The sequence below is a fragment of the Actinoplanes sp. NPDC051513 genome (genome assembly GCF_044454685.1).
In the GTDB taxonomy this organism is placed as follows: domain Bacteria; phylum Actinomycetota; class Actinomycetes; order Mycobacteriales; family Micromonosporaceae; genus Actinoplanes.
Genome location: NZ_JBITDW010000023.1, coordinates 1 through 23,424, shown reverse-complemented (window position 1 = coordinate 23,424; position 23,424 = coordinate 1). Strand labels below are relative to the sequence as shown.

The 23,424-nt window shown below is 70.9% G+C and carries 20 protein-coding genes and 1 pseudogene; 10 read left to right on the top strand and 11 right to left on the bottom strand.

Features of this window, described 5'->3' with window-relative positions; all coding sequences use genetic code 11:
* The first annotated feature begins 1 nt into the window (after position 1).
* Entirely contained in the window at positions 2 to 1,807 is a 1,806-nt protein-coding gene (locus ACIA5D_RS41080) for an AMP-dependent synthetase/ligase (protein WP_396035964.1), read from the top strand.
* 148 nt (positions 1,808 to 1,955) lie between these two features.
* On the opposite strand, the gene ACIA5D_RS41075 is transcribed toward ACIA5D_RS41080, so the two are convergent.
* Positions 1,956 to 2,849 (bottom strand): oxygenase MpaB family protein, encoded by an 894-nt coding sequence (locus ACIA5D_RS41075; protein ID WP_396035963.1) that lies wholly within the window; start codon positions 2,847 to 2,849, stop codon positions 1,956 to 1,958.
* 176 nt (positions 2,850 to 3,025) lie between these two features.
* Here ACIA5D_RS41075 and ACIA5D_RS41070 point away from each other — a divergent pair, with 176 nt between their 5' ends.
* Positions 3,026 to 3,673 carry a GntR family transcriptional regulator gene (locus ACIA5D_RS41070; RefSeq protein WP_396035962.1) on the top strand — a complete coding sequence of 216 codons (648 nt, stop codon included), beginning with the start codon at positions 3,026 to 3,028 and terminating at the stop codon, positions 3,671 to 3,673.
* Positions 3,674 to 3,720: 47 nt separating this feature from the next.
* Here ACIA5D_RS41070 and ACIA5D_RS41065 read toward each other — a convergent pair whose 3' ends face one another.
* Entirely contained in the window at positions 3,721 to 5,220 is a 1,500-nt protein-coding gene (locus ACIA5D_RS41065) for an aldehyde dehydrogenase family protein (RefSeq protein ID WP_396035960.1), read from the bottom strand.
* 55 nt (positions 5,221 to 5,275) lie between these two features.
* Between ACIA5D_RS41065 and ACIA5D_RS41060 the strand changes: the two genes are divergently transcribed.
* Positions 5,276 to 6,436 carry an acyl-CoA dehydrogenase family protein gene (locus ACIA5D_RS41060; protein WP_396035959.1) on the top strand — a complete coding sequence of 387 codons (1,161 nt, stop codon included), beginning with the start codon at positions 5,276 to 5,278 and terminating at the stop codon, positions 6,434 to 6,436.
* Positions 6,437 to 6,663: 227 nt separating this feature from the next.
* Here the strand turns inward: ACIA5D_RS41060 and ACIA5D_RS41055 are convergent, their stop codons facing one another.
* Positions 6,664 to 7,680 (bottom strand): GDSL-type esterase/lipase family protein, encoded by a 1,017-nt coding sequence (locus ACIA5D_RS41055; protein ID WP_396035958.1) that lies wholly within the window; start codon positions 7,678 to 7,680, stop codon positions 6,664 to 6,666.
* A 79-nt stretch (positions 7,681 to 7,759) separates the two neighbouring features.
* Between ACIA5D_RS41055 and ACIA5D_RS41050 the strand changes: the two genes are divergently transcribed.
* On the top strand, positions 7,760 to 8,461 hold the full coding sequence (locus tag ACIA5D_RS41050; RefSeq protein ID WP_396035957.1) for a copper homeostasis protein CutC: 702 nt from the start codon (positions 7,760 to 7,762) through the stop codon (positions 8,459 to 8,461).
* Positions 8,462 to 8,535: 74 nt separating this feature from the next.
* Here the strand turns inward: ACIA5D_RS41050 and ACIA5D_RS41045 are convergent, their stop codons facing one another.
* Positions 8,536 to 9,636 carry a hypothetical protein gene (locus ACIA5D_RS41045; protein WP_396035956.1) on the bottom strand — a complete coding sequence of 367 codons (1,101 nt, stop codon included), beginning with the start codon at positions 9,634 to 9,636 and terminating at the stop codon, positions 8,536 to 8,538.
* Between the two features lie 134 nt (positions 9,637 to 9,770).
* Between ACIA5D_RS41045 and ACIA5D_RS41040 the strand changes: the two genes are divergently transcribed.
* The 3 genes from ACIA5D_RS41040 to ACIA5D_RS41030 all read left to right on the top strand — a co-directional run bounded on the left by ACIA5D_RS41040 (position 9,771) and on the right by ACIA5D_RS41030 (position 11,963).
* On the top strand, positions 9,771 to 10,538 hold the full coding sequence (locus ACIA5D_RS41040; RefSeq protein WP_396035955.1) for an SAM-dependent methyltransferase: 768 nt from the start codon (positions 9,771 to 9,773) through the stop codon (positions 10,536 to 10,538).
* Positions 10,539 to 10,684: 146 nt separating this feature from the next.
* A complete protein-coding gene (locus ACIA5D_RS41035; protein ID WP_396035954.1) occupies positions 10,685 to 11,752 on the top strand; it encodes a hypothetical protein in 1,068 nt (355 codons plus the stop codon).
* A gap of 67 nt (positions 11,753 to 11,819) precedes the next feature.
* The gene (locus ACIA5D_RS41030) at positions 11,820 to 11,963 is read left to right on the top strand and encodes a zinc-binding dehydrogenase (protein ID WP_396036066.1); all 144 of its coding nucleotides are present in this window, start codon (positions 11,820 to 11,822) and stop codon (positions 11,961 to 11,963) included.
* Positions 11,964 to 12,048: 85 nt separating this feature from the next.
* On the opposite strand, the gene ACIA5D_RS41025 is transcribed toward ACIA5D_RS41030, so the two are convergent.
* The 5 genes from ACIA5D_RS41025 to ACIA5D_RS41005 form a co-directional block, all read right to left on the bottom strand.
* Positions 12,049 to 12,789, bottom strand: a complete 741-nt coding sequence (locus ACIA5D_RS41025; RefSeq protein ID WP_396035953.1) for an ABC transporter permease — start codon at positions 12,787 to 12,789, stop codon at positions 12,049 to 12,051.
* Complete coding sequence (locus ACIA5D_RS41020) at positions 12,786 to 13,565, bottom strand: ABC transporter permease (RefSeq protein WP_396035951.1); 780 nt, start codon at positions 13,563 to 13,565, stop codon at positions 12,786 to 12,788. The genes ACIA5D_RS41025 and ACIA5D_RS41020 overlap by 4 nt, the downstream gene beginning before the upstream one ends.
* Positions 13,549 to 14,343, bottom strand: a complete 795-nt coding sequence (locus ACIA5D_RS41015; protein WP_396035950.1) for an ABC transporter ATP-binding protein — start codon at positions 14,341 to 14,343, stop codon at positions 13,549 to 13,551. Before ACIA5D_RS41015 ends, ACIA5D_RS41020 begins: the two co-directional genes overlap by 17 nt.
* Before the next feature lie 62 nt (positions 14,344 to 14,405).
* Positions 14,406 to 15,413: an ABC transporter substrate-binding protein gene (locus ACIA5D_RS41010; RefSeq protein ID WP_396035949.1), complete on the bottom strand. Its 1,008-nt coding sequence runs from the start codon at positions 15,411 to 15,413 to the stop codon at positions 14,406 to 14,408.
* 167 nt (positions 15,414 to 15,580) lie between these two features.
* Positions 15,581 to 18,316, bottom strand: a complete 2,736-nt coding sequence (locus tag ACIA5D_RS41005) for a BTAD domain-containing putative transcriptional regulator (RefSeq protein ID WP_396035947.1) — start codon at positions 18,314 to 18,316, stop codon at positions 15,581 to 15,583.
* A gap of 175 nt (positions 18,317 to 18,491) precedes the next feature.
* Here ACIA5D_RS41005 and ACIA5D_RS41000 point away from each other — a divergent pair, with 175 nt between their 5' ends.
* Complete coding sequence (locus tag ACIA5D_RS41000) at positions 18,492 to 19,175, top strand: transglycosylase SLT domain-containing protein (RefSeq protein ID WP_396035946.1); 684 nt, start codon at positions 18,492 to 18,494, stop codon at positions 19,173 to 19,175.
* On the opposite strand, the gene ACIA5D_RS40995 is transcribed toward ACIA5D_RS41000, so the two are convergent.
* The gene (locus tag ACIA5D_RS40995; protein ID WP_396035945.1) at positions 19,169 to 19,549 is read right to left on the bottom strand and encodes an HPF/RaiA family ribosome-associated protein; all 381 of its coding nucleotides are present in this window, start codon (positions 19,547 to 19,549) and stop codon (positions 19,169 to 19,171) included. The two genes, ACIA5D_RS41000 and ACIA5D_RS40995, sit on opposite strands and share 7 nt — an antisense overlap.
* 117 nt (positions 19,550 to 19,666) lie before the next feature.
* Here ACIA5D_RS40995 and ACIA5D_RS40990 point away from each other — a divergent pair, with 117 nt between their 5' ends.
* The gene (locus ACIA5D_RS40990; protein WP_396035944.1) at positions 19,667 to 22,000 is read left to right on the top strand and encodes a glycoside hydrolase family 9 protein; all 2,334 of its coding nucleotides are present in this window, start codon (positions 19,667 to 19,669) and stop codon (positions 21,998 to 22,000) included.
* Positions 22,001 to 22,045: 45 nt separating this feature from the next.
* On the opposite strand, the gene ACIA5D_RS40985 is transcribed toward ACIA5D_RS40990, so the two are convergent.
* The gene (locus ACIA5D_RS40985; RefSeq protein ID WP_396035943.1) at positions 22,046 to 23,044 is read right to left on the bottom strand and encodes an acyltransferase family protein; all 999 of its coding nucleotides are present in this window, start codon (positions 23,042 to 23,044) and stop codon (positions 22,046 to 22,048) included.
* 148 nt (positions 23,045 to 23,192) lie between these two features.
* Between ACIA5D_RS40985 and ACIA5D_RS40980 the strand changes: the two are divergent.
* Positions 23,193 to 23,288, top strand: a pseudogene (locus ACIA5D_RS40980) (DUF6444 domain-containing protein); the annotation flags it as partial.
* Positions 23,289 to 23,424: the final 136 nt, after the last annotated feature.

The following is a 23,424-nucleotide window of genomic DNA, read 5'->3' as shown; positions in this document are numbered from 1 at the left end:
AGTGGATGACACCCTCGCCCGGCGGTGCGCCGAGACCGCCCGAGGGCTGACCGTTCCCGCCCTGCTCCACCGCAACGCCACCGAGTTCGCCGACCTGCCCGCCCTGGGCATGCTCGGCGGCGACCGTGCACTTACCTGGCGCGAGTTGCGCGACGAGATCGCGGGACTCTCCCGCGGCCTGGCCGACCTCGGGCTGCGCGCCGGGGACCGCATGCTGATCATGATGTCGGGGCGCGTCGAGCATTGGATCGCCGATCTCGCGGCCGTCCACCTCGGCGCCGTGCCGTCCACCGTCTACGCCACGCTCGCGTCCGACCAGTTGCGCTACCTGGCCGAGCACAGCGCCGCACCGTTCCTCGTTCTCGAGAACTCGGAGATGGTGGCGCGCTGGAAGCCCATTCTGGACTCCTTGGAGAATCCGCCGCGCGTCCTTGTGGTGGACGGATCGCTTCGCGAGGCCGCTTCGCGCGGCGCCGAGCTGCACCAGGCCGACCCTTCGGTCTTCGAGCAGACCTGGCGAAACGTGGGGGCGTCCGACCCGGTCACCCTGCTCTACACGTCCGGCACCACCGGGGATCCGAAGGGCGTCGTCCTCACCCACCAGAACGTGATCTATCAATCCGTGGTGCTCGAGGCGACGGTCTCCACCCCGGACCACACGGCTTCCCTCGCCTACCTGCCGCTCGCGCACATCGCCGAGCGGATGCTGGGCATCTACAACCCGATCTACCGGGCCGGGCACGTGACGATCTGCCCCGATCCCGCGCAGCTGCTGGCGGGGCTGGTCACCGTGCGGCCGGTGTCGTTCTTCGGGGTGCCGCGCATCTGGGAGAAGATGGTCGCCGGGTTGCAGGCACAGCTGGCGGTGGCGGATCCCGCCGTCCAGGCCGCGGTCTCGGCGGCGAGCGCCGTCGCCTCCGAGGTATACGAGCTGCGCGGGGCCTCGCGCGACATTCCTCCCGATCTCGCCGCGCGTTTCGACGCGATGGACGCGCAGGTGCTCAGGCCGCTGCGGGCCAAGCTCGGGCTCGACAACATGCTCTGGGCGGGCAGCGGGGCCGCGCCGATCCCGGTGGAGGTGCTGCGCTACCTGGCGGGCATCGGCGTGGACGTCCTCGAGGTCTGGGGGATGACCGAGACGACCGGCACCGCCACGATCAACACACCAGGCCATTTCCGTACGGGGACAGTCGGGCGCGTCAATCCGGGGATGGAGTTGCGGCTCGCCGAGGACGGGGAGATCTTCGTGCGGGGCCCGCTGGTCTGCGCCGGATATCTCCGGGCCGACGGCGGGGTGGAGCCGGTGGTCGACGCCGAGGGCTGGCTGGCCACCGGCGACGTGGGCGTGCTCGACGACGACGGCTACCTCACGATCACCGACCGGAAGAAAGAGCTGATCATCAACTCCAGCGGGAAGAACATCTCGCCGGCCCAGATCGAGAACGCTCTGCGCGCACACCCGTTGATCGCCCAGGCGGTGGCCATCGGCGACCGGCGGCCGTACGTGACGGCTTTGATCGTGCTGGACGAGGAGACGGCGCCGTTGTGGGCCCGGGCCCGCGACATCGCGGACACGTCGATCGGCGCGCTTTCGTCGCACCCACTGGTGCTCGAGGAGATCGGCGTCGCGGTCGCCGTCGCGAACGGGAAACTTGCCCGGCCCGAGCAGGTCAAGACGTTCCGGGTGCTGTCCACCGTCTGGACGCCGGTGAGCGGCGAGCTGACCCCGACGCTGAAGCTTCGCCGGCGGGTCGTGCAGGAGAAGTACGCGGACGCCATCGACGGGCTGTATCAGGCAGCGGAGTAGGGACGCCCGTTCCTGGCCAGGGACGCATGCGTCGGGGCCGGCACGCCTTGCTGCTCGTGCCGGCCCAGCCATGCGGTCGCTCCAGGTGAGCGGCCGCGGCCGGCGTCCGGTGTGCGATCGGCGACGAGGGGTGCCGTGATGGCCGCCGTCAGGCGCGGCGCAGGTGTTCGGCGGGGAGATCCGAGCTCGGGGCGGGGGCGCCCAGGTCGGAAGGCGTGTAGCCGGTGGGGTAGCCGGGGTAGGTGCGGTTGCGCTTGGACACTCCGAGGACCGAGCGACGGCGGGGCGGGAACAGACGCAGGGCCAAGGCGCGGGTGCGCAGGCCGGCGGCGGCCGCTTTGCCCACCCACGCGGGGGCGGGGGTGAAGCCGAATGCGGTGAGCATGCGGGGGTCGAGCATGCCCCGGACGCCCAGCCGGACGGCGGGGCGCAGGAACGACGGAAACCAGGCGGCGAACAGGCCGACGGTGTATTCGCCGATGCGGCGGTTGGTGTCGGAGTAGACGAAGTGGCGGGACTCGTAGTCGCGCTTGAAGGTGGCGTAGGCCTCGTAGTCGCCGGGGATGTCGTGGATGTTCATGCGGGCGCCGACGGCACGGTAGTAGTGGAAAGCCGCCTCGCGCTCGTGGGGGTGCAGGGCACGCCAGCCGTACGACTCGAGCCACTCGATGGGGTCGTAGATGAAGGTGGACAGGACGTAGAGCATGTCGTCGTTCGTGATGGCGTAGCGGCCGTGGGCCCGGTTCACCACCCGCAGGGCCTCGCGTCCGCGAGGGGAGTCGTAGCCGTGGGCCGCGATCTCGGCCATCAGCAGGGCCGTGTCGTCGTAGCGCTTCTGGGGGCGTTTCTCGAACTCGCCGGTGGCGGCCAGCAGACCGGAGATGCTGGGGACGCAATAGGTGCGGAACAGCGCGAACTCCAGGGCCCGGGTGTAGTCCCACGGGAACTCCAGGCCCGCGGAGATCTGGTAGATCTCCAGGTGGTTCCCGGCCGGGTCCAGGGCGGCGATCCGGGCCTGGTTGCGGTAGCGGCGGCGGGGCATCTACGTCATCAACTCCCTCACCTTCGGCCGGCCGGCAAGCGGAATCGCCTGCCGGTGTCACGTCGAGAACGGTGGTAGCCCTACCAGGCAACCACGTCGTGGCGGAAGCGGGTGCCCATGCCGCAAGACCTCACGGCCTGGCGGATCCCGATTTGATATTTGATAGCCTCTGTCGGATGCGACCCCAGCTTTCCGAAGAGGTAGCGGCCGCGCTGCGTGAGCGGATCATGTCGGGCGAGCTGCGGCCCGGCGCGCGGGTGCGGCTCGAGGAGGTCGCCGCCCAGCTCGGCGTGAGCATCACGCCGGTGCGCGAGGCGCTGCTGACGCTGCGCGGCGAGGACATGGTGGTCCTGGAGCCGCGCAAGGGGTACGTGGTCGCGCCGCTGTCCAAGCAGGATGTCGTCGACTTGTTCCAGCTTCAGGGCGACATTGCCGGGGAGCTGGCGGCCCGCGTCGCCGAGCGGATCACGGACGCGCAGCTGGACGAGCTGACGGTCGCGAACCGGGCATTGGTGCGGGCGGCCCGGGCCCGCAAGATCGAGGACGTCGAGCGGCTGGAGTACGAGTTCCACCGCACGATCAACCGGCTGGCCGAGGCGCGCAAGCTGAGCTGGTTCCTGCACACGGCGACCCGGTACACGCCGGCCCGGTTCTACGCCTCCGACCAGGCGTGGCGCGACAGCATGCGCACGGACCACGACCTGCTGCTGGAGGCGTTCGCCGACCGTCGCCCGGCGGCCGCGCGCACGCTGATGACCAGCCACTTCACCAACGGCGCCGACCTGCTGATCAAACATCTCGACGACCTGGGCATCTGGACCTGACCGGCGCCGCCCGGCCGGGGCCTGGGACATTCATCGGGGGCTGCCGGTCACCGGGCTCCCCGGGCGTGGCGTAGGCGGAAGAGCTTGGCGGCCCGGTCGAGGACGGCCTGGTCGCGGCCCAGGCGCATCAGGTCCATCGGGGCGGCGAACCGGCGCCACGTCACCGACTGGGCCCGGCTGAACTCGCGCAGGCCGTCGGGGCCGTGGATGCGGCCGAAGCCCGAGTCGCCCACGCCGCCGAAGGGCAGGGCGGGGACGGCGGCGAAGCCGAGCACGCCGTTGACGGAGGCGGCGCCGGTGCGCAGACGGGCGGCGAGGGCCACGGCGCCGCTGCGGTCGGCCGAGAAGATCGAGGCGGCCAGGCCGTAGCGGGAGGCGTTGGCCCGGCGGACGGCCTCGTCGAGGTCGTCGACCGGGTTGACCACGAGGGTGGGGCCGAAGGTCTCCTCGGTCATCGCGGCGCAGTCCTCGGGGACCTCGGTGAGAACCACCGGGCGGATGTACGGCGGGTCGACCGACTCGGGACCGCCGACCAGAGCCTTGCCGCCGTGGGCGAGGGCGTCGGCGATGTGGTCGCGCACGATGTCGACCTGCGTCGGCACGGTCATCGGCCCGTAGGGCAACTCGTCGGGTCGCAGCGACTCGGCGATCGCCTTCAGCCGGTCGAGGAAGTCGTGGTAGACGGGGCGTTCCACGTAGACCCGCTCGACGCCCGCGCAGGTTTGGCCGGCGTTGCCGAAACCGCCGAAGGCTGCCGCCTTCGCGGCGGCGTCCAGGTCGGCGTCGGCGGCCACGATCATCGCGTCCTTGCCGCCGCCCTCGATCACCACCGGGGTCAAGGTCGGCGCGCAGGACGCCATCACCCGCCGGGCCGTGGCCGCGGAGCCGGTGAAAGCCACCTTGTCGACGCCGGCAACGCACAACGCAGCGCCCGTCCCGCCGTCGCCGGTCACGGCCTGCAGCACAGCCGCAGCCGAGGAAGTCGCCGCAGCCGAGGAAGTCGCCGCAGCCGAGGAAGTCGCCGCAGCCGAGGAAGTCGCCGATGTAAGGGAGACCGCCGACGCCGCGGAAGCCCACGCCTCCGCGAGCCACACCCCCGTCTTCGGGGTGTGCTCACTCGGCTTGAAGACCACCGCGTTCCCCGCCGCGAGCGCGTACGAGATCGAGCCCATCGGCGTATATACCGGATAGTTCCACGGGCCGATCACGGCGATCACGCCGAGCGGCCGGTAGGAGAGCGCCGCCCCCTGGTCGGCCGCGAGCAGTCCCGAGCGGACCCGGCGCCTGCGCAGCACCCGGGAAGCGTTGCGGGCGGCCCAGTCCAGGTGCTCGACGGCGAGCATCACCTCGAGCAGCGCGTCGCCGACCGGCTTCCCGGTCTCCTCGCTGATCAGCTCGGACAGCTCGCCGGAGCGGGCCGCGATCACCCGCTTCCAGGCCAGGAGAAACGCTCGCCGTTCCCGGAAGGACAGCCCGCCCCACCAGCCGGCCGCGGCGCGGGCGCGGGTGACGAACGGTTCGACGGCGACCGACGTGGTGGCGACCATGACACACCCTCCAGATTTGATATTTGATATGTTACGGTCGCTGTCAATCCCGGCGGTGACCGAGGAAGACGCGGTGAAGGGCATTGACATGGATCTCGATCTGACCGATGAGCAGCGCGCCTTCGCCGAGGCCGTCACCGATTTCTGCAAGCGCGAGACCGGCACCCGTCAGCAGCGCGACGAGCTCACCGACGGCGGCCGCCACGCGCACAACCAGGGGCTCTACCAGAAGCTCGCCGACCTGGGCTGGCTCGAGGTGGGCGCCGGCGCCGGCACCATGGTCGACACGTGCCTCTTCCTCGAGCACACCGCGTACGGCATGGCGCCGGTCGGCGGCTTCGCCACCTCGGCCATCGTCGCCGGGGCGATCGCGCGCTTCGGCACCCAGGCCCAGAAGGAGGCCGTGCTCGGCGGGGTCGCGGCCGGCCGGACGTACGCGATAGCGATGTCGGAACCGGAAGCGGGCTCCGACGTTGCCGCCCTCGCCTGCCGCGCGGAAGCCGCCGACGGCGGCGGTTTCGTGATCAACGGACAGAAGACCTGGTGTTCCAACGCCCACTTCGCCGACGCGATCCTACTGGTCGCGCGCACCTCCGGCGTCCCGGGCGACCACGAAGGCCTCACCATGCTTCTCGTGCCGGGCACGGCCGGCGGCCTGCGGATCAGCGGCATCGACACGATGGGCGGCCGCGAGGTCAACGACCTGTACTTCACCGACTGCCGGGCGCCCGCCGGCGCGGTGGTCGGTGCGGTCGGTCAGGGCTGGCGGCAGCTGATGGCGGGCCTCAACCTCGAACGGCTGATCCTCGCCGCGCTGATGCTCGGCACCGCGCGGCGTGCCTTCGACGACGCGCTCGGCTATGTGCGGGAGCGCCGCCAGTTCGGCCGGCCCATCGGAACGTTCCAGGCCCTGCGCCACCGCCTTGCCGACCTCGCCACCGAGATCGAGTGCTGCAAGTTAATGGTCTATCGCACCGCCGAGCTCGTCGACCGCGACCCATCGCGCGTGCTGCCCCGGGAGAGCTCGATGGTCAAGCTCAAGACCACCGAGGTGGCGCGCGAGGTCGCGCTGGCCGGCATGCAGATGATGGGCGGCTACGGATACGCCACCGAGTACGACATGGAACGCCACGTGCGCGCCGCCCTGGTCTCCACGGTCTACGGCGGCACGAGCGAGATCCAGCGCGACATCATCGGCAAGACGCTCGGCCTGTAGGCAACCGCGTCCCCGGCAGCGTCTCGGCAGGCGAGGCGGCCAGGCTGGGCAGGCGAGGCGGCCAGGCTGGGCAGGCGAGGCGGCGAGGCTGGGCAGGCGAGGCGGCGAGGCTGGGCAGGCGAGGCGGCCGGGCTGGGCAGGCGAGGCGGCGAGGCTGGGCAGGCGAGGCGGCGAGGCTGGGCAAGCGGGGTGGCCGGCCGTGCAAGCGGGGTGGCCGGGCCGTGCAGCTACAACTTCGCCGCGATGATCGGCGCCAGCCGGTCGGCGATCTTGCGGTGGCCGGCGTCCGTCGGGTGTGTTCCGTCGGTGTAGTCGGTGCTGGTCAGCCAGCCTTCCGTCGGCACGTAGAAAACATTCGCGTCGCCGGCCGCGTTGCGCGTCTGTACCGCCGCCTGGGTCTGGGCGCCGAAACGTTTGCACAGCGTTTGAAGAGCAAAGACTTTCGCGTACGGGTATTTCGCGCGCACCTCCTCGAGCAGATGCACGTAGTGGGGCTGGAACGTCGTGGTGTGCGTGCCGTGGGCGAGGTCGTTGGTGCCCAGATTGATGACCACCGCGTCCGCCGTGTAGCGGGAGAAGTCCCACGCCGGCGACGTGGCGGCGCTGCTCAGCCGCAGGAAGTAGTCCTCGAGCCCCACGCACCCGTCGGCGGTCGTCACCAGGCAGGCGCCGCCCTGGGCGATCTGCGTGTGCCGGGCGCCGAGGCGCTCGCCGATCAGCCAGCCGTACGCGGTCAGGGCGTTCTTCGAGGTCGTGGTGCCGACGGTGATCGAGTCGCCGATGAACTCGAGAAGCTTGGCCGGCCTCGGCAGCGCGTACGTCGAAGCTCCCGAGTCGAGAACCAGCCCCTGGAAGACCGCGTCGCCGTGGTAGGAACCCGCCACCACCCGGTACGAGACCCGCAGCGTGTGCCGCCCGGCCGCCAGCTTCGAGGGCGTGAGATCGACCGTACCCGTCCGGTTGGTCAGGTATTGATCCTGGCCGCCGTCGATGCTGTAGAAGAGGTCGATGCTGTTGCGCTGCTTGAGTTTCACGCTCGTGCCGGTGAACCCGGTGGTGAGGTAGGCGCCGGCCCACGCGGGGATGTAGGCGGCGGCGTTGCTCGTGTCCCAGCGCCCGATGAAGGCGATGTTCGGATCGGTGGGCGAGCCGTCCCCGGTGGCCGCGGCGGCCTCGGTCGCGACGGCGCCGGTGGCCAGCAGGGCCAGGGTTGCGGCGATGGCCAGGCGGCGGGGGTGTGCCATGGCGGGGGCCTTCCTGTTCGGGAGCGCTCCCATATTTATAGCAGTCGATATAAGACGACCGTGAGGGAGAATGTTGACCATGGTTGCCTTCGAGCTCGCGGTCCAGGACAGTCACGGCCTCACGGTGGCGGCGCGCCTGGCCGCCGACGGGGTGGATCGGATAGAGCTGTGCTCCGCGCTCGCGCTGGGCGGCCTCACGCCGTCCCTCGGTCTGATCTTGACGGCCGCCGCGACCGCCGGCCTGCCGCCGGCGCACGTCCTCGTCCGCCCCCGGCCCGGCGGTTTCGTCTATTCGCCCGGCGAGGCGGCCGTCATCACGGCCGACATCGGGTACGCCGTGAGCGCCGGAGCGGCCGGCGTCGTGGTCGGCGGCGTCCGGGACGGCAAGGTCGACACCGATCTGATGGCACGGGTCGTGCACGCCGCGGGCGAACGGCCGGTCACTTTCCACCGCGCCTTCGACACCCTCGAAGGCACGGCCGAAGCCGTGGAGACCCTGATCGACCTGGGCGTGGCCCGGATCCTGGCATCGGCCACCGACCTCGCCACTCTCGCGACTGCCGTCGACGCCGCCGCGGGGCGCATCGAGATCATGGCGGGCGGGGGCGTGCGTCCCCACCTCGTCGAGAAGATCGTGCGCACCGGCGTGGACGCGATCCACGCCTCGGCCAAGCACGCCGTCCCCGACCCCGGCGGCCTCGACGGCGAGCGCACCCGCGAGACCACCGACGAGCCGGAGGCGACCCGGATCATCGCCGCGCTGCGAGCGGCGACGGCGTAGCGCGGCCCCACCGCGCCAAGCTCATCGCCGGGCTGCGAGCGGCGACGGCGTAGCGCGGCCCCACCGCGCCGGGCTCATCGCCGCGCCGGGAGCGGCGACCGCGTAGCGTGGCCGAACCGCACCTGGAATACCGGCCGGAACCGGTCGTCCAGCGTGATGAGCAGGCTGATCAGCACCGAGAAGAACAACGCGGCCCCGAGGTTGAGGTCGCCGCCGACCTTGTTGATCAGCCAGCTCGCGCCGACCACCAGGCCGGCGTTGACGACCGCCCGGACGCCGAACGCCGCCGCGGCCGACTCCGTGCTGCCGGCCCGCCGCGCCACCGCGAGGCTGAGCGCCACGTTGACCACCACGAACGCGCCGATGCCGACGAACAGCTCGAGCTCGCTGGAGCGCACCCCCGGCAGCACCTCGCCGTAGATCACGCAGAGCAGCCCGATGAGCACCACCATCTCGAGTGTCGCCGGCGACCAGACCCGCCAGTGCGAGGAGACCCACTGATCCCGCTCGGCCGCCGTGTCGATCTCCTCCGGCAGCGGATCGGCCGCCACGTGCCGCTTCCAGGCCGGCGCGGGCAGCCGCGGCCACAGCCAGAGCCACACCCACAGCGCCGCCGCGATGATGATCACCCCGAGGACCGGGATGAGCCACGGATAGTCCCGCAACGTGTCGGTCACGTCGAGCTGTGCGACGTGGATCCACCACTCCTGCGGCAACTTCACGAAAATCCAGATGCAGGCCGCGGTGATCACCCAGCGTCGCATGCTCACGGTCGCCGGGTTCCAGCGCAGACGCACGATCTCGTACGCGATGAAGAAGTACTCGAAGGTGTTCGGGAAGATCAGCAGCAGGGGGCGCCAGTCGAGGAGCTCGAACAGCACCACCCCGGCGAACCGGTAGAAGAACAGGAACCGCGCCACCCGGTACGCCGGTTGGCTGGTCCAGTTCCGCAGGACCGAGAGGTACGCGACGGACAGGTAGAACATGTCCATCGCCTTGTCGTAGCCCTGATAGCCGGGCGGGTCGTAGCCGAACCACTGGAAGACCGTCTGGTCGATGCCGTCGAGGATCAGCGCCGCGACGATCGCCGGGAGCGGCCAGCGCGGGATCAGCAGCGGCACGACGAAGCGCGCCCCGACCACGGCCAGGAAGACCAGCGTCGCCTCAGCGCTCATGTGCCCGGTCCCTCCGACCTGGATATTCCGGATAGTCCCAGGTCAGGACGGCCGGGCACAAGGCCCCGGGGTCGCTTTCATCTGCTGCGGATGAGTGCCAGAATGGCGGCCACAGTGGAGTGAGGTGACCGTCGATGGCCGACGAGGTGGACTCCGGGGTGCCACAAACCGCCCGCATCTGGAACTACTGGCTGGGCGGCACCGACAACTTCCCGGTCGACCGGCAGGTGGGCGACCAGATCCGGCAGGCCTTTCCACAGATCGTCGACAACGCCCGGGCGTCGCGCGCCTTCCTGGTCCGCGCGGTGTCGTGGGTGACCGAGGCCGGCGTCCGCCAGTTCCTCGACGTGGGCACCGGGCTGCCGACCGCCGACAACACCCATGAGGTCGCCCAGCGCATCGCGCCCTCGTCGCGCATCGTCTACGTCGACAACGACCCGCTGGTGCTCGTGCACGCCCGGCAGCTCCTGACCAGCGATCCGGCCGGGGTGACGCAGTACGTCGACGCCGACGGCCGGGAGTCGGCGGTCGTGCTGGCGAGAGCGGCCGAGACGCTCGATCTCGCCCAGCCGGTCGCGCTGATCATGTCGGGCATCCTCGGCCACGTCACCGACGACGACGTCGCCCTGCGCATGGTGCGCGAATACCTGGCCGCCCTCGCACCGGGAAGCTACTTCATCGCGCTGGACGGCTCGCACAGCGCCGAGCACGGCGAGGCCGAGAAGATCTGGAACGAGCAGGCGAATCCGCCCTATCTTCTGCGCAGCCACGCCGAGTTCAGCCGGTTCTTCGACGGCCTCGCGATGGTCGAACCGGGAGTAACTTCGGCGCCGCTGTGGCGGCCGGCGCCGGGCGACGCCGAGCCGCTCGACGTGGTGTGCGGCGTCGGGCGGAAACCCTGACCGCGGGTGGCGGCCGGTCGGCCGGGCCGGAGAGCAGCACCCGCCGGGTGTTCACCATAGGATGCAGGCGAGTGCGTATCTAGGCGCCAGGCTTTGCCATAGCGTCGGCGGGATCGAGGGTTTCGATCCAGCCGGGAGAAAATGGCATGGCTGACGATTTTCAGTACCACATCGACCATCACGGCAGCCTGGTCCGGCCGGCCGAGCTTCTCGCCGCGCGGGCCGCGGGGGACGCGCAGGCCATCGCGGCGGCCGAGGAGGAAGCGGCCGTCGCCACCGCGCACGAGCAGCGGCGGCTCACCGTGTCGGCGATCAGCGACGGGCAGTTCCGGCGGGAGCACTTCGAGTCCGTCGTCTACGACCACGTCGACGGGTTCGAGTACGCGAGCGGCGACCACCCGATCGCCACGCTGGCGGGCATCGGCCGCGAGCGCCGGCGCGGTGTCGCCGGGGCGCTCGCGGCGAAGGGGCGGCTCGCCGAGCACGAGGTCGCGCCGCTGCTCAGCACGGTGGATCGGCCGGTGTTCGTGACGCTGCCGTCGCCGGGGCACCTGGCGCTGCTCAGCGACCCGTCCGCCGACCCGGCGACCGTGGCCCGCGTCGGCGAACAACTCGCGGCGATCATCCGGGCCGAGGTCGCGGCGCTGGCCGCGCAGGGCGTCGCGTACGTCGCCCTGGGCAACCCGCTGCTCGTCCCGCTGCTCACGGTCGACGGCCGGGCGCAGGTGAAGGACGCCGACGCGCTGCTCGACGCGGTGGTGAGCGCCGACCGGGCCGCGCTCAGCGGGCTCGACGCGCCCCAGCAGTTCCGGGTGGGCCTCGACCTCACCGACCACGGCCCGCTCCCCACCACCGGCAGCGGCTACGACGAGGCGGCGCTCGACCGGCTGATCGCGGGGACGCCGTTCCACCGGCTCGGCGTGGACTTCCCGAGCGACCCCGCCCGGCGGCTGCCGTTCGACGACATCCCGGCCGGGATCGCGGTGAGCTTCGGCATCGTCGACGTCTCGGCGCCCGGGGCCGAGCCGATGGACCAACTGCTGGCGCTCGCCGACGAGGTGGCCGACCGGCGCTCGCTCGACGACGTGGCGTTCGCGCCGAACTCCGGCTTCGCGCCGTCGGCCGCCGCGCCGCTGATGACCGCCGAGCAGCAGAAGCTCAAGCTCCAGCTGGTCGAGATGGTCTGCCGTTACTACTGGGGCAACGAGATCTGATGCGGGCGACGGGACTGATCCTCAACTCCTTCGACGAGCCGGCGGCGCCGCGGCCCCGGACCGCGGCCTGCTCGACGAGCTCGCCCGCCTGGCCGGCGCCGGCACGCTGCGCGTGCCGATCCAGCAGGTCCGCCCGCTGACCGACGTGGCGCAGGCGCTGGCCGCCGTGAAGACCCGGCACACGCGCGGCAAGACCGTCATCAGCGTGTAGGACCGGAAGCGTGTAGGACCGGAAGCGTGTAGGACCGGAAGAAAGCCCCCGCCGACCGGCGGGGGCTTTCGCGACAACCGGGAACCTAGGCCGGCCTGCGCCGCAGGATAGCCTTCTCGGCCATGCCGATGACGAGGTTGAGCAGGACGCCGACCACGCCGATCGTGGCCAGCAGGGCGAACGCGCTCGACACCTGGAAGCTCTGCTGGTATTGCACCAGCAGATAGCCCATCCCACCGGTCGCCACCAGGAAGTCGACCAGCAACGTCACGATCAGGCACACCGGCACCGCCACCCGGATGCCGACCACGATCTCGGGCAGCAGCGACGGCAGCACCACCTTGCGCAGCCGGTCCCAGGCGCTCAGCCGCAGGCAACGGGCCATCTCCAGGCGCATCGACGGCACCGCGGCACGGGCCGCCGCCGTGTTCAGCAGGATGGGCCAGATCGACCCGTACACGATGATGCCGATCTCGGTCTTGCTGTTCGCCTGGAACAGCACGAGCGCGGCCGGGACGATCGCGGCGGCGGGCGTGGCGCGGATGAACTCGAACAGCGGGTTCAGCGCGCGGCTGAGCCGCCGCGAGGAGCCGAGCGCCGCGCCCAGCAGCACGCCGAGCACCGTCGCGATCAGCAGCCCCAGTACGAAGAGCTTGAGGCTGGTCGCCAGCGCGGGCCACAGCGCCCCGCTCTGCTCGATCTGCTGGAAGGATGTCCACCACGCCGACGGGGGCGGCGTGGTGATCGAGTCCTGGTTGCCGAACAGCTGCCACAGCACGATGACCAGCGCGATCGGGATCAGGCCCCGCAGCGTACGCAGGCTCATTTGCTGCTCCTTTCCGCGACGGCGGCGACGCCCGGGAACAGGACGCGGAACGTCCGGATCAGCCCGGCGTTGATGATCAGGCCGAGCACGCCGACGAGGAGCACGTAGACCCACATGCGGGCCGGCTGCATGCCGCTCTGCTCGAGGACCAGCTGGTTGCCGACGCCGCTCTGCAGGCCGAGCATCTCGCTGACCACGCAGACGACCAGCGCGGTGGCCAGCGACAGGCGGGCGCCGACCAGGATCGACGAGCCGGTCGCCGGGAGCACGATCTTGAAGAGCGTGGCGGTGCGGGAGAGCTGCAGCGTGCGGGCCACGTCGCGCAGGCGGGGCGTCACACCGCGTACGCCGCCGGCCGTGTTGATGAGCATGGGCCAGAGCGCCGCGTACGCGCCGAGGATGACCTCGGTCATGTCGCCGGTGCCCCAGACCAGGATCGCGATCGGGATCAGCGCCACCACCGGCAGCGACCGCAGCATGTCCACGGTCGCGTAGCCCCACGACGCGACGGTCGGGTTGAGCGCCAGCAACAGGCCCAGGACCAATCCGGCGCCGGCGCCGATGACCCACGCCATGAACACCATCTGCACCGTGTGCAGGAGCGCGTCTGCGAGCCCGCCGTCGGGGCCGATCAGATCCTGGAAGCCGTGCCAGATGTCGACCGGCGTGGGAAGCGTCGAGCTGCCGAGCAGCTGCCAGGCGACGAGCAGAGCGACGATGACCGCGATGCCGGACCAGTTGACCGCCCGACCGCCGCGCTCAAGCAGATTTGCCATGGCGCAGCACCTCGGCGAGCTCGTGCCGGACCTCGTGGAAGCGGGGCAGATCGCGGGTGGCGATCTGGTCGCGCGGCCGCGGCAGCTTCGTGGTGACCTCGTGCACGATCGAACCCGGCGTCCCGTGGATGACCAGCACCCGGTCGGCGAGGTAGACGGCCTCGTCGACGTCGTGGGTGATGAAGATGATCGTCTGTCCGGTCTGTGCCTGCACGTCCATGAGCTGGTCGTGCAGGGCGCCCTTGGTGATCGCGTCGAGCGCGCCGAACGGCTCGTCCATCAGCAGCACCTTGGGCTCGACGACGAGCGCGCGGGCGATCTGCACCCGCTGCTGCATGCCGCCCGACAGGCGCCACGGGTACTCGCCGCCCCGGTCGGCGAGACCGACGATCTCGAGCGCCTTGTGCACGCGCTCCTTGCGCTCGGCCTTGCCCACCCGGCCCTCGAGGGGCAGCGCGACGTTCTTGGCCACGGTCCGCCACGGCAGCAGCGCCGTGTTGTAGTCCTGGAACACGGTGACCGCGTCCCGGGAGGGGCCGCTGACCGGTTGGCCGCCGAGCAGGCTGCTGCCGGTGGTCGGCAGTTGCAGCCCGCTGAGAACGCGCAGCAGCGTGGTCTTGCCGGTCCCGGACGGCCCGATGATTCCGATGATCTCCCCGGCGTGGACCTTCGCGTCGACCTGACGCAGGATGTCGCGTCCGGTGGGACCAGCCGGAAGCTTGACGCACACGTCACGCAGTTCGAAGACGACGTCATCCGCCGTCAGACGTTCGCTCATGTCTCGCTCCGTAGTTGCCGAACCGGCGGCCGGGACGACCGGCCGCCGGCGCTCGGGGGAAATCAGTCCTGGTAGACCAGCTCGCTCGCCGGGGTGGTGAAGGTCGCCGGCAGATCACCGACCTTCTTCATCGGCTCGATCCAGGGCTCGAGGTACTCCGGCTTGGCCTCGAAATCGACGAACTGGGTGATGGGGTACTTCTGGGCGACCGCGTCGGGCAGCTTGAACTCGGCGACCAGGACCTGCTTGGCCGCCGCGTCGTTCGCCTTCATCCAGGCCAGCGCTTCGTCCTGGGACTTGTCGAACGCGTCGATGGCCGCCTTGTTCTTCTCGGCCCACGGCGCGTAGCCGAGCCAGCCCGCGGACAGCGCGTCGGACCCCGTGCCGCTCAGGTCGGTCGGGCTGCCCAGGTCGGTGCCGCCCTGGCCCAGCAGCACGTTGCCGAACGGGAAGATGGTCACCGCGGCCTGGATGGTGCCGGTCTTGATCCCGCCCGCCATGTCGGCGAACGGCACCTGGAGGAACTTCACGTCGGTCTTCTTGAGGCCCGCCTTGTCGAGCAGGATGACCGCGCCCTCGTACAGGTTGCCGCTCAGGCCCGGCACGCCGATCGTCTTTCCCTTGAGCGCGGCGAGCGAGGTGATTCCCGGCCCGCCGATCATGTAGCTGTTGCGCTTGTCCGTGTGGTTCTCGACGTTCTGGCCGGAGACCAGGATCGGCTTGAGCCCCTGCGCCGCCGCCTGGAGCAGCGACGGCGGAGTCACCGTGATCAGGTCGAACTGCTTGCCGATCGCGGGGATCAGCGCCGCCGAGTTCTGCGTGGCGGTGAGCTTGACGTCCAGGCCGTTCTTCTTGAAGAAGCCCTGCTGGTCCGCCACCACGATCGTGGTGTTCGTGGCGTTCGGGTTATATGCGATACGCAGCGTGAGCTGCCCGGACTGGCCGCTCGCGCTGTTGTTGGTGTCATTGCTCGACGACCCGCCACCGCAGCCCGCGGCGGACAGGACGACGGCGGCGGCTATCGCGATCATGGTCGCGCGGGCGCCGGGCTGCCGGAAACGCACGTGCATCCGACCTCTCCTCTCCGTGTCAAGCCGGCTGGGATTCACGTCACGTCAGCCCATCCGGTGGCCACGATGCTGCCTCTTGCGCGTGTCACGTGGGTGCAACCTTAGGGTTACGAAAAGTCGCCCTCGGAGAGCACATCAGATTGCTGCCGATGAGGGATGCTGTTGCTTCACAGTCGGCTCGAGCCTTCGGTCCGGCCTCCTTCGGTCCGGCCTTCGCTCCGGGCAAGCAGAGCCCGCACGTCGCGCTCGTCCGGGTGGTTCAGCTCCTTCAGGATGCGTACGGCCTCAGCCCACGCCCCGCGAGCCGCGCCGAGGTCGCCCGACGTCTCGCCCGTCTCACCGAGGTGCACGAGGATCTGCGCCTGCGCGTACCGGTCGCCCAGATCCCGTACGAGGTCGATGGCCTGCCGGTAGCTTGCGGCCGCCTCCTCGTGCCGCCCGAGGTGGTGGTGGGCGTAGCCGAGGCTGTCGAGCACGTCGGCCTCGCCGCGCCGGTCGCCGACCTGCCGGTGCAGGGCGAGCGCTTCCCGGCAGTGGACGATCGCCTCCTCGTAGTTGCCGAGCATGTCGTTGTACCAGCCGAACTGGCTCAGGGCGATCGCCTGCCCGCGCGGGCTGTCCGCCTCGCGGTAGAGCGCGAGGGCCTGCGCGCTGTGCTCGAGCGCCGCGCCGTAGTCGTCCTGCGAGCCGAGCAGGTAGCCGAGCGTGTTGTGGATGAATCCCTGCCCGGCCGCGTTGCCGGTCCGCTCGTAGAGCTCGGCCGCCTTTCCCAGCTGCGCGCGGGCCTCGTCGTGGCGGCCGAACGCGATGAGGGTGCGCCCGACGCTGCGGTACGCGACGGCCCGCGCGGTGAGGTCGCCGAGCCGCTCGGCGGCCTCCGCCGCCACCGACCAGAGCGGAACCTGCTCGTGCCACAGGCCCCGCCGGAACAGGAACGTGTCGAGGGCCCAGGCCAGCTGCCACGCGTACGCGTCGTGGCCGTTGCCGGCGGCGTAGCGCGCCGCCGCGAGCAGCACGAGGTGCTCGGCGGTGAGCCAGTCCATCGCCGCCTGATGCCCGGCCAGCGGGGCCGGCGTTCCCTCGCCCAGCGGTATCTCCATCGGGTCCCGCGCCGGGTAGAGCAGCCGGTCGGCGGCGTGCGCGGTGTGCGCGTAGTGGGCGAGCAGCCGCTGGACGGCCGGGCCCCGGTCTTCGGGGAGACCGGCCGCGTAGGCCCGCAGCAGGTCGTGGAGGACGTAGCGACCCGGGAGGTGCTCGGTGAGCAGGTTGGCGTTGGTCAGTTCGGCCAGTGCCCTCGTCACCGGGCCGGCGGCCAGCGCCGCCGCCGCGGCGACGCCGATGTCGGGCCCCGGGTGCGAGCCGAGCAGGCGGAAGACCCGGGCGGCGGGCTCGCTCAGCGCAGCGTACGAGCGGTCGAACACCGCCCGCACCTGGAGTCCCGGGTCGCCGGTGTCGAGCGCGTCGACCCCCGACTCGCGCAGCTCGGCCGCGAACCGGCTCAGCGGGAAGTCGCTCTGCTGGGCGCGGGCGGCGGTGATGGCGAGCGCGAGCGGCAGCCGCGCGCAGGCCGCGACGATCTCCTCGACCGCGTCCGGCTCGGCGGCCGTGCGATCGGCGCCGAGCCGCCGGGCGAGCAGGTCGCGGGCCTCTTCGTCGCCGAGCACGTCGAGCGCGACCGGCCGGGCGCCCTCGGCGGCGAGCAGCCCGGTGAGCCGGTTGCGCGAGGTCACCACCGCCACCGCCCCGGCCGTCGCGGGCAACAGCGGGCGCACGTGCTCGGCGTCGCGGGCGTTGTCGAGCAGCACCAGGATCCGCTTGCCGGCCAGCACGCTGCGGTAGAGCGCTGCCTGCGCGTCCAGCCCCGACGGGACCTTGTCGCGGGCCACGCCGAGCGCGTCGAGGAAGCCGCGGACCGCGTCGGCGGGGTCCATCACCCGGCCGGCCGGGTCGAAGCCGCGCAGGTTCACGTAGAGCTGGCCGTCCGGGAAGCGGCCGGCCACCGCGTGCGCCCAGTGGACGGCGAGCGCGCTCTTGCCGACACCCGCCATGCCCGAGACGACGAACAGGGGCGCCGCGCTCTCGAGCTGGGCGAGCTGGCCGGCCCGCCCGGTGAAGCCGAAGACGTCGGCCGGGAGCTGTGCGGGCCCGGCGACCGGATCGGGCCCGCGCAGGATCGACCTGTGCACGGCCTGGAGCTCGGGGCTCGGGTCGGCGCCCAGCTCCTCGACCAGCCGGCGGCGCACGGCCTCGTAGTGGGCGAGCGCCTCGGCCGGGCGCCCGGCCGCCGCCAGCGACCTCATGAGCACCGCGGCCACGGACTCGGTCAGCGGGTGCTCGGCGGCCAGGTCGCCGAGCACCGTGACGGCCGCCGCCGGGTCGCCGGCCCGCAGCTCGGCTTCGCCCCACGCTTCGGCCGCGGCCAGGCGCTCCTGCCCCCAGGCCTGCCGGCACTGCGCCACCCACTGCCCGCGCAGCCCGGCCAGGGGCTCGCCGCGCCACAGCCGGACCGCCTGCCGTAGCAGCCGCAGCCGGGCCGGGTCGCCGGCCTGCGGGTCGCGGGCCTGCGCCGTCAGGTGGCGCAGCACGTGCAGGTCGACGCTGAGCGGGTCGGTCTCGAGGGTGTAGCAGCCGGCCGCGAACGTGAGCGGCACCTCGCCGAGCGCCTGCCGGATGCGGGTGACGTGGGCCTGCAGCGAGGCCCGGGCGGCGCGGGGCGGATTGTCGCCCCAGACCCGGTCGATGACCGTCTCGACCGGCACGGCCCGCCCGGCGTCGGCGGCGAGCACGGCCAGCACCGCCCGCTGCCGCGGCTGACCGGCGTCGATCAGCCGGTCGCCGGCGCGCACCTCGATCGGACCCAGCAGCCGGAACTCGATCACATCGCCCCCCACAGCGTCGGCCACAAGAATCCCACAAGCGATTCGGCGGGCGGCATCAGCGACGGTGGATCCCAACGGGGGCTGGAATGCGGCTGCCGAACCCCAGATCGGCAGCCGCGCACCGGGCGCCCGCTAAGATCCCCGGGCGGCGTTTTCTCCGAGCGCCGCGCAATCGCCCCCCGGCGAAGGGATCACCCTCGTGAATCGGCACTGGAGTCGTGCCGGCGTCCGCGTCGCCGCCGTCGTCCTGCTCGTGGCCGGCGCGGCCGGTGGCGTCCAACTCGGCAAGGGACGGCACGTCGAGCCGCTGCGCGCGAGCGGCGCGTCCGACCTTTCGCTGCAGGCCGAGGCCGACGAGATGCAGCTGTTGAAGGCCCGGCAGAACGCTCACGTCGCCGCCCGGGCCTGGCAGCGCGAAGCCGAGACCGAGGCGGCCGGCAAGGCGGCCGCCGAGGCGAAGAGCGCGGCCGGCAAGGCGCACGCCCTCGCCCAGCGGGTGACCGCGAAGAAGGCCGAGGACAAGGCGAAGAAGGACAACGCCACCGTCCCGTACAAGGGGCCGATTCCCACCTCCTGCAAGGAGTTCGTCGGCAACCGCGCCACCGGCTGCGCGCTGATGCTCGACGCCGGCTTCGCGATCGACCAGTTCCCCTGCCTGAACAGCCTGTTCAACAAGGAGAGCGGCTGGAACCACCGGGCCGCCAACCCCAACGGCGCGTACGGGATTCCGCAGGCCTTCCCGGGCAGCAAGATGTCCTCGGTCGCGGCCGACTGGAAGACCAACCCGGCCACCCAGATCAAGTGGGGCCTCGGCTACGTCAAGGGCAAGTACAAGACCCCCTGCGGCGCCTGGTCACACTGGCAGTCGGCGCACTCCTACTGACCCTTCTCCGGCTGGCCCCTTTCCGGGCCCGGCAGGTGCTTGTTGCCGCGCGGCTCCTGGCGGGTCTTCGCGTCGTTGAGCCGCCGGCGCAGGTCGTCGCGGACGTCCATCACGGCGGCGTGCAGGTCCTCCTCGCCCGACGTGGTGACGATCTTGTCCTGCCCGCCCACCCAGCATTCGAGGGTGACCTTCTGACCGCGGGCGGCGCGGTCCTTCACCGAGATCTCCAACTCGGTCGCGTCGGCGTGGAATGAGGCCAGCCGGGCGTCGAGGGTGGCGCACTGCTCGGCGATCCAGGTGCGGTCGCCCTGGCTGAAGCCGGCGCCTACCCGCAGGCACTCCTCGACGGTGGCCGGATTGCTGACGGCACTCATCGGACCTCCTCGTTTTCGGGACAACCCGGACTTCCCCGAAGATCACGCTTCACAAACACGTAACGAGAATGTTGAATGTATGGGAGCGCTCCCACCTCTATCCCCAAGGGGCTACCCATGCGCCGTGTGCTGCTCGCTCTCGTCCTGGTCGCGACCGGACTGTTTGCCTTCGCCGGCCGTCCGGCGCAGGCCGCCGGCGCCTACAACTACGGCGAGGCGCTGCAGAAGTCGATGTTCTTCTACCAGGCCCAGATCGCCGGCAAGAAGCCCTCGTGGAGCCAGGTCTCCTGGCGCGGCGACGCGGCCATGAACGACGGCTCCGACGTCGGGCTCGACCTCACCGGCGGCTGGTTCGACGCCGGCGATCACGTGAAGTTCGGCTTCCCGATGGCGTTCGCGACCACCATGCTGGCCTGGGGCGCGGTCGACTACCGCGACGCGTACACGAGCTCGGGGCAGTTGACCGCGTTCTTGAACAACCTGCGGGTGCCCAACGACTACTTCATCAAGGCGCACCCCTCGGCGAACGTCCTTTACGGGCAGATCGGCAAGGGCGACGACGACCACAAGTGGTGGGGCCCGGCCGAGGTGATGCCGATGGCGCGGCCCGCGTACAAGATCGACGCCTCCTGCGGAGGCTCGGACCTGGCGGGGGAGACGGCCGCGGCGATGGCCGCGAGCTCCATCGTCTTCCGGCCCACCGATGCCGCGTACGCCGACAAGCTGCTCACCCACGCGAAGCAGCTCTACACGTTCGCGGACACGGTGCGGAAGGCGTACAGCGACTGCATCACCGATGCCCAGAGCTTCTACAAGTCGTGGAGCGGATACCAGGACGAGCTCATCTGGGGCGCGATCTGGCTGTACCGGGCCACCAACGACGCCACGTATCTGGCCAAGGCGGAAGCTTCCTACGACGCGCTCGGCACCGAGCCGCAGACCACCACCCACTCCTACAAGTGGACGATCGCCTGGGACAACAAGCAGTTCGGGGCGTACGTGCTGCTGGCGAACCTGACCGGCAAGCAGAAGTACATCGACGACGCCAACCGCTGGCTCGACTGGTGGACCGTCGGCGTCAACGGCGAGAAGGTGCGCTACTCGCCGGGCGGCGAGGCGGTGCTCGACAGCTGGGGCTCGCTGCGCTACGCGGCCAACACGGCGTTCGTGGCCCTCGTCTACAGCGACAAGACCTCCGACGCGACCCGCAAGACCCGCTACCACGACTTCGCGGTCCGGCAGATCAACTACGCCCTCGGGGACAATCCGCGCCAGTCCAGCTACCTCATCGGCTTCGGCGCCAATTCCCCCAAGAACCCCCATCACCGTACGGCGCACGGCTCGTGGTGGGACAACATGACCGTTCCCACCGAGACGCGTCATGTGCTGTACGGCGCCCTGGTAGGCGGCCCGTCCTCGCCCGATGACGCCTATCAGGACGTACGCAGTGACTACGTGATGAACGAGGTCGCGACCGACTACAACGCGGGATTCACTTCGGCGGTGGCCCGGCTCTACAAGGAGTACGGCGGCGCGCCCCTGGCGAGCTTCCCGCAGGCCGAGACGCCGGACCTGGACGAGATCACCGTGGAGACGACGGTGATGCAGAACGAGCCACGCGACACCGCCCTCAAGGTGATGATCTACAACAAGTCGGCGTACCCGGCGCGGGCGCTGACCAGCTCCTCGTACCGGTACTTCTTCCGCCGCGAGGGCACGGCCGCGCTGGTCGTGACGCCGGGCTACACGCAGGGCTGCCCGTCGCCGTCCACCGCCAGGCAATGGTCCGGGGACATCTGGTACGTCGAGGTGAACTGCGCCGGTTACCCGATCACGCCGTCGGGGCAGTCCGCCTACCGGATGGAGGTGCAGTTCAAGGTCGGCGTCGCCGACGGCGGCACCTGGGACCCCGCGAACGACCCGTCCTACCTGGCCGGAACCGCGATCAACAAGAACGTCCCGCTCTACGAGGCCGGCAAGCTGATCTGGGGTCAGGAGCCCGGCGCCTCGTCACCGTCCCCGTCGCCGACCACCTCGTCGCCGACTCCCAGCCCGTCGCCGACGACGTCGCCCACGACCAGCCCGACGCCGACGACATCGCCCACGACCAGCCCGACGCCCACACCCACCGGGACCGGCTGCCGGGTCACCTACAGCAGCAACGACTGGGGCAGCGGCTTCACCGGCACCGTCGCGATCGCCAACACCGGCGGCACGGCCTGGAGCTCGTGGACCCTCGGCTTCGCGTTCCCGGGCAACCAGAAGGTCAGCCAGGGCTGGTCGGCGACCTGGACCCAGTCCGGCGCCCAGGTGACCGCGGCCAGCCTCTCCTACAACGGCGCGGTGCCGGCCGGCGGCTCCACGAGCATCGGCTTCAACGGCACCTACACCGGCGCCAACACCGCCCCGACGACGTTCACCGTGAACGGTACGACCTGCACCAGGGGGTAAGAAGCGGCGGGGCGGGCCCCGGGCGGCCCGCCCCGCTCCTGCCGGTCACGCGAGCGTTGTCCGCAGGGCCTCAGGCGGGCGCCTCGTTGACCAGGACCGGCGGGGTGGGCGCGGTTGCCGGGTGGGCTCGAAGCGCTTCTTGAGGCGCAGGAACGGCTTCTCGACGAACCGCCACGACAGAGCGGCGGCGACCACCGTCAGCACCCAGGCGGCGAGGATGCCGGGCTTGCCGTACCCGTGCTCGGGCGCGACCGTGATCAGCGGCAGGTGCCACAGGTAGATGGCGTACGACCGCTCGCCGAGCCACACCACCGGGCGCCACGTGAACACCCGGATCAGGCCGGTCGCCTGGTCGCGCATGCCAGCGATGAGGGCCGCGGCGGCGAACTCGGACAGCAGGTTCCAGTCGGCGGCCCAGTGGTGGTCGACGGTGATCGAGGCGGCCACCGCGACGGCGAGGCAACCGGCCAGCCCGAGGGTGGACAGCAGGCCCGCCCGGGGCACCGACCGGTGCCGGATGACGAAGGCGAGCGCGCACCCGATGAGAAGGCCGTGTGCCTGCCACAGCGGATTGAATACCGCAACGGTGATGTCGCCATTCTTGATAACCGTCGTGACGGCCAGCTGCGCCCACATTGCCGAAGCAATGGCGAGAACGGTCAGCAGGGCGACCGCCGCGCGGCGGCCGGCGCGCACGAACAATGGGAGCAGCAATGGCCAGATGAGGTAGAACTGCTCCTCCAGCGCGAGCGACCAGGTGTGCCCGTACGGCGAGACCGGATTCAGCCCGAAGAGCATGAACAGATTCTTCGTGTAGGTCCCGGCGATCAGCGCGGAGGTGACGGCCCCGCCGCCGATGATCAGCGTGAACAGGAGCATCGCGGCCAGCGCCGGGTAAAGGCGCAGCACACGACGCATGTAGAACATGCCGAGGCGCACCCCGCCCGTCTTCTCACGCTCGGTGAGCAGCAGCGAAGTGATCAAGAAGCCGGACAGGACGAAGAAGATGTTCACCCCGACCCCGCCGCCGGCGAACCATGCCACCGAGTAACTGGATAGGTGGGTCAGGCGGTTCGGCTGTCTGTTGTGGAGGCTGGTAAGTTGATCAACCGTGTCCGCCCCGCCGTCGCCGTCGTATGACGAGTTGGTGGTGAAGGTCGCGGAGTTGACTGCCTTGCTGGAGCAGGCTTTCGCCCGGATCGCGGATCTCGAGGCCCGGTTGAAGCAGTCGTCGTCGAACTCGTCGCGGCCTCCCTCGTCGGACGGGCTGGCTAGGCCGGCACCGAAGTCGCTGCGAGGACGTTCGGGCCGGGGTCCGGGCCGGCCGACAGGCCAGGATGGTGTCACCCTGGAACGCTTCGCGGGTCCGGACGTGGTGATCCGGCATCTTCCGCAGGTGTGTGCCGGGTGCGGAGACAGCCTGG

What these genes read in the sequence shown, in the direction of transcription:
- ACIA5D_RS41065 (WP_396035960.1), bottom strand. Translation starts at nt 5,220, where the DNA reads ATGGTCGCCACCACGTCGGTCGCCGTCGAACCGTTCGTCACCCGCGCC.
- ACIA5D_RS41045 (WP_396035956.1), bottom strand. Translation starts at nt 9,636, where the DNA reads ATGAGCGCTGAGGCGACGCTGGTCTTCCTGGCCGTGGTCGGGGCGCGC.
- ACIA5D_RS41015 (WP_396035950.1), bottom strand. Translation starts at nt 14,343, where the DNA reads ATGAGCGAACGTCTGACGGCGGATGACGTCGTCTTCGAACTGCGTGAC.
- ACIA5D_RS41070 (WP_396035962.1), top strand. Translation starts at nt 3,026, where the DNA reads ATGCGACCCCAGCTTTCCGAAGAGGTAGCGGCCGCGCTGCGTGAGCGG.
- ACIA5D_RS41055 (WP_396035958.1), bottom strand. Translation starts at nt 7,680, where the DNA reads ATGGCACACCCCCGCCGCCTGGCCATCGCCGCAACCCTGGCCCTGCTG.
- ACIA5D_RS41010 (WP_396035949.1), bottom strand. Translation starts at nt 15,413, where the DNA reads ATGCACGTGCGTTTCCGGCAGCCCGGCGCCCGCGCGACCATGATCGCG.
- ACIA5D_RS40990 (WP_396035944.1), top strand. Translation starts at nt 19,667, where the DNA reads ATGCGCCGTGTGCTGCTCGCTCTCGTCCTGGTCGCGACCGGACTGTTT.
- ACIA5D_RS41035 (WP_396035954.1), top strand. Translation starts at nt 10,685, where the DNA reads ATGGCTGACGATTTTCAGTACCACATCGACCATCACGGCAGCCTGGTC.
- ACIA5D_RS41050 (WP_396035957.1), top strand. Translation starts at nt 7,760, where the DNA reads ATGGTTGCCTTCGAGCTCGCGGTCCAGGACAGTCACGGCCTCACGGTG.
- ACIA5D_RS40995 (WP_396035945.1), bottom strand. Translation starts at nt 19,549, where the DNA reads ATGAGTGCCGTCAGCAATCCGGCCACCGTCGAGGAGTGCCTGCGGGTA.
- ACIA5D_RS41040 (WP_396035955.1), top strand. Translation starts at nt 9,771, where the DNA reads ATGGCCGACGAGGTGGACTCCGGGGTGCCACAAACCGCCCGCATCTGG.
- ACIA5D_RS41075 (WP_396035963.1), bottom strand. Translation starts at nt 2,849, where the DNA reads ATGCCCCGCCGCCGCTACCGCAACCAGGCCCGGATCGCCGCCCTGGAC.
- ACIA5D_RS41025 (WP_396035953.1), bottom strand. Translation starts at nt 12,789, where the DNA reads ATGAGCCTGCGTACGCTGCGGGGCCTGATCCCGATCGCGCTGGTCATC.
- ACIA5D_RS41020 (WP_396035951.1), bottom strand. Translation starts at nt 13,565, where the DNA reads ATGGCAAATCTGCTTGAGCGCGGCGGTCGGGCGGTCAACTGGTCCGGC.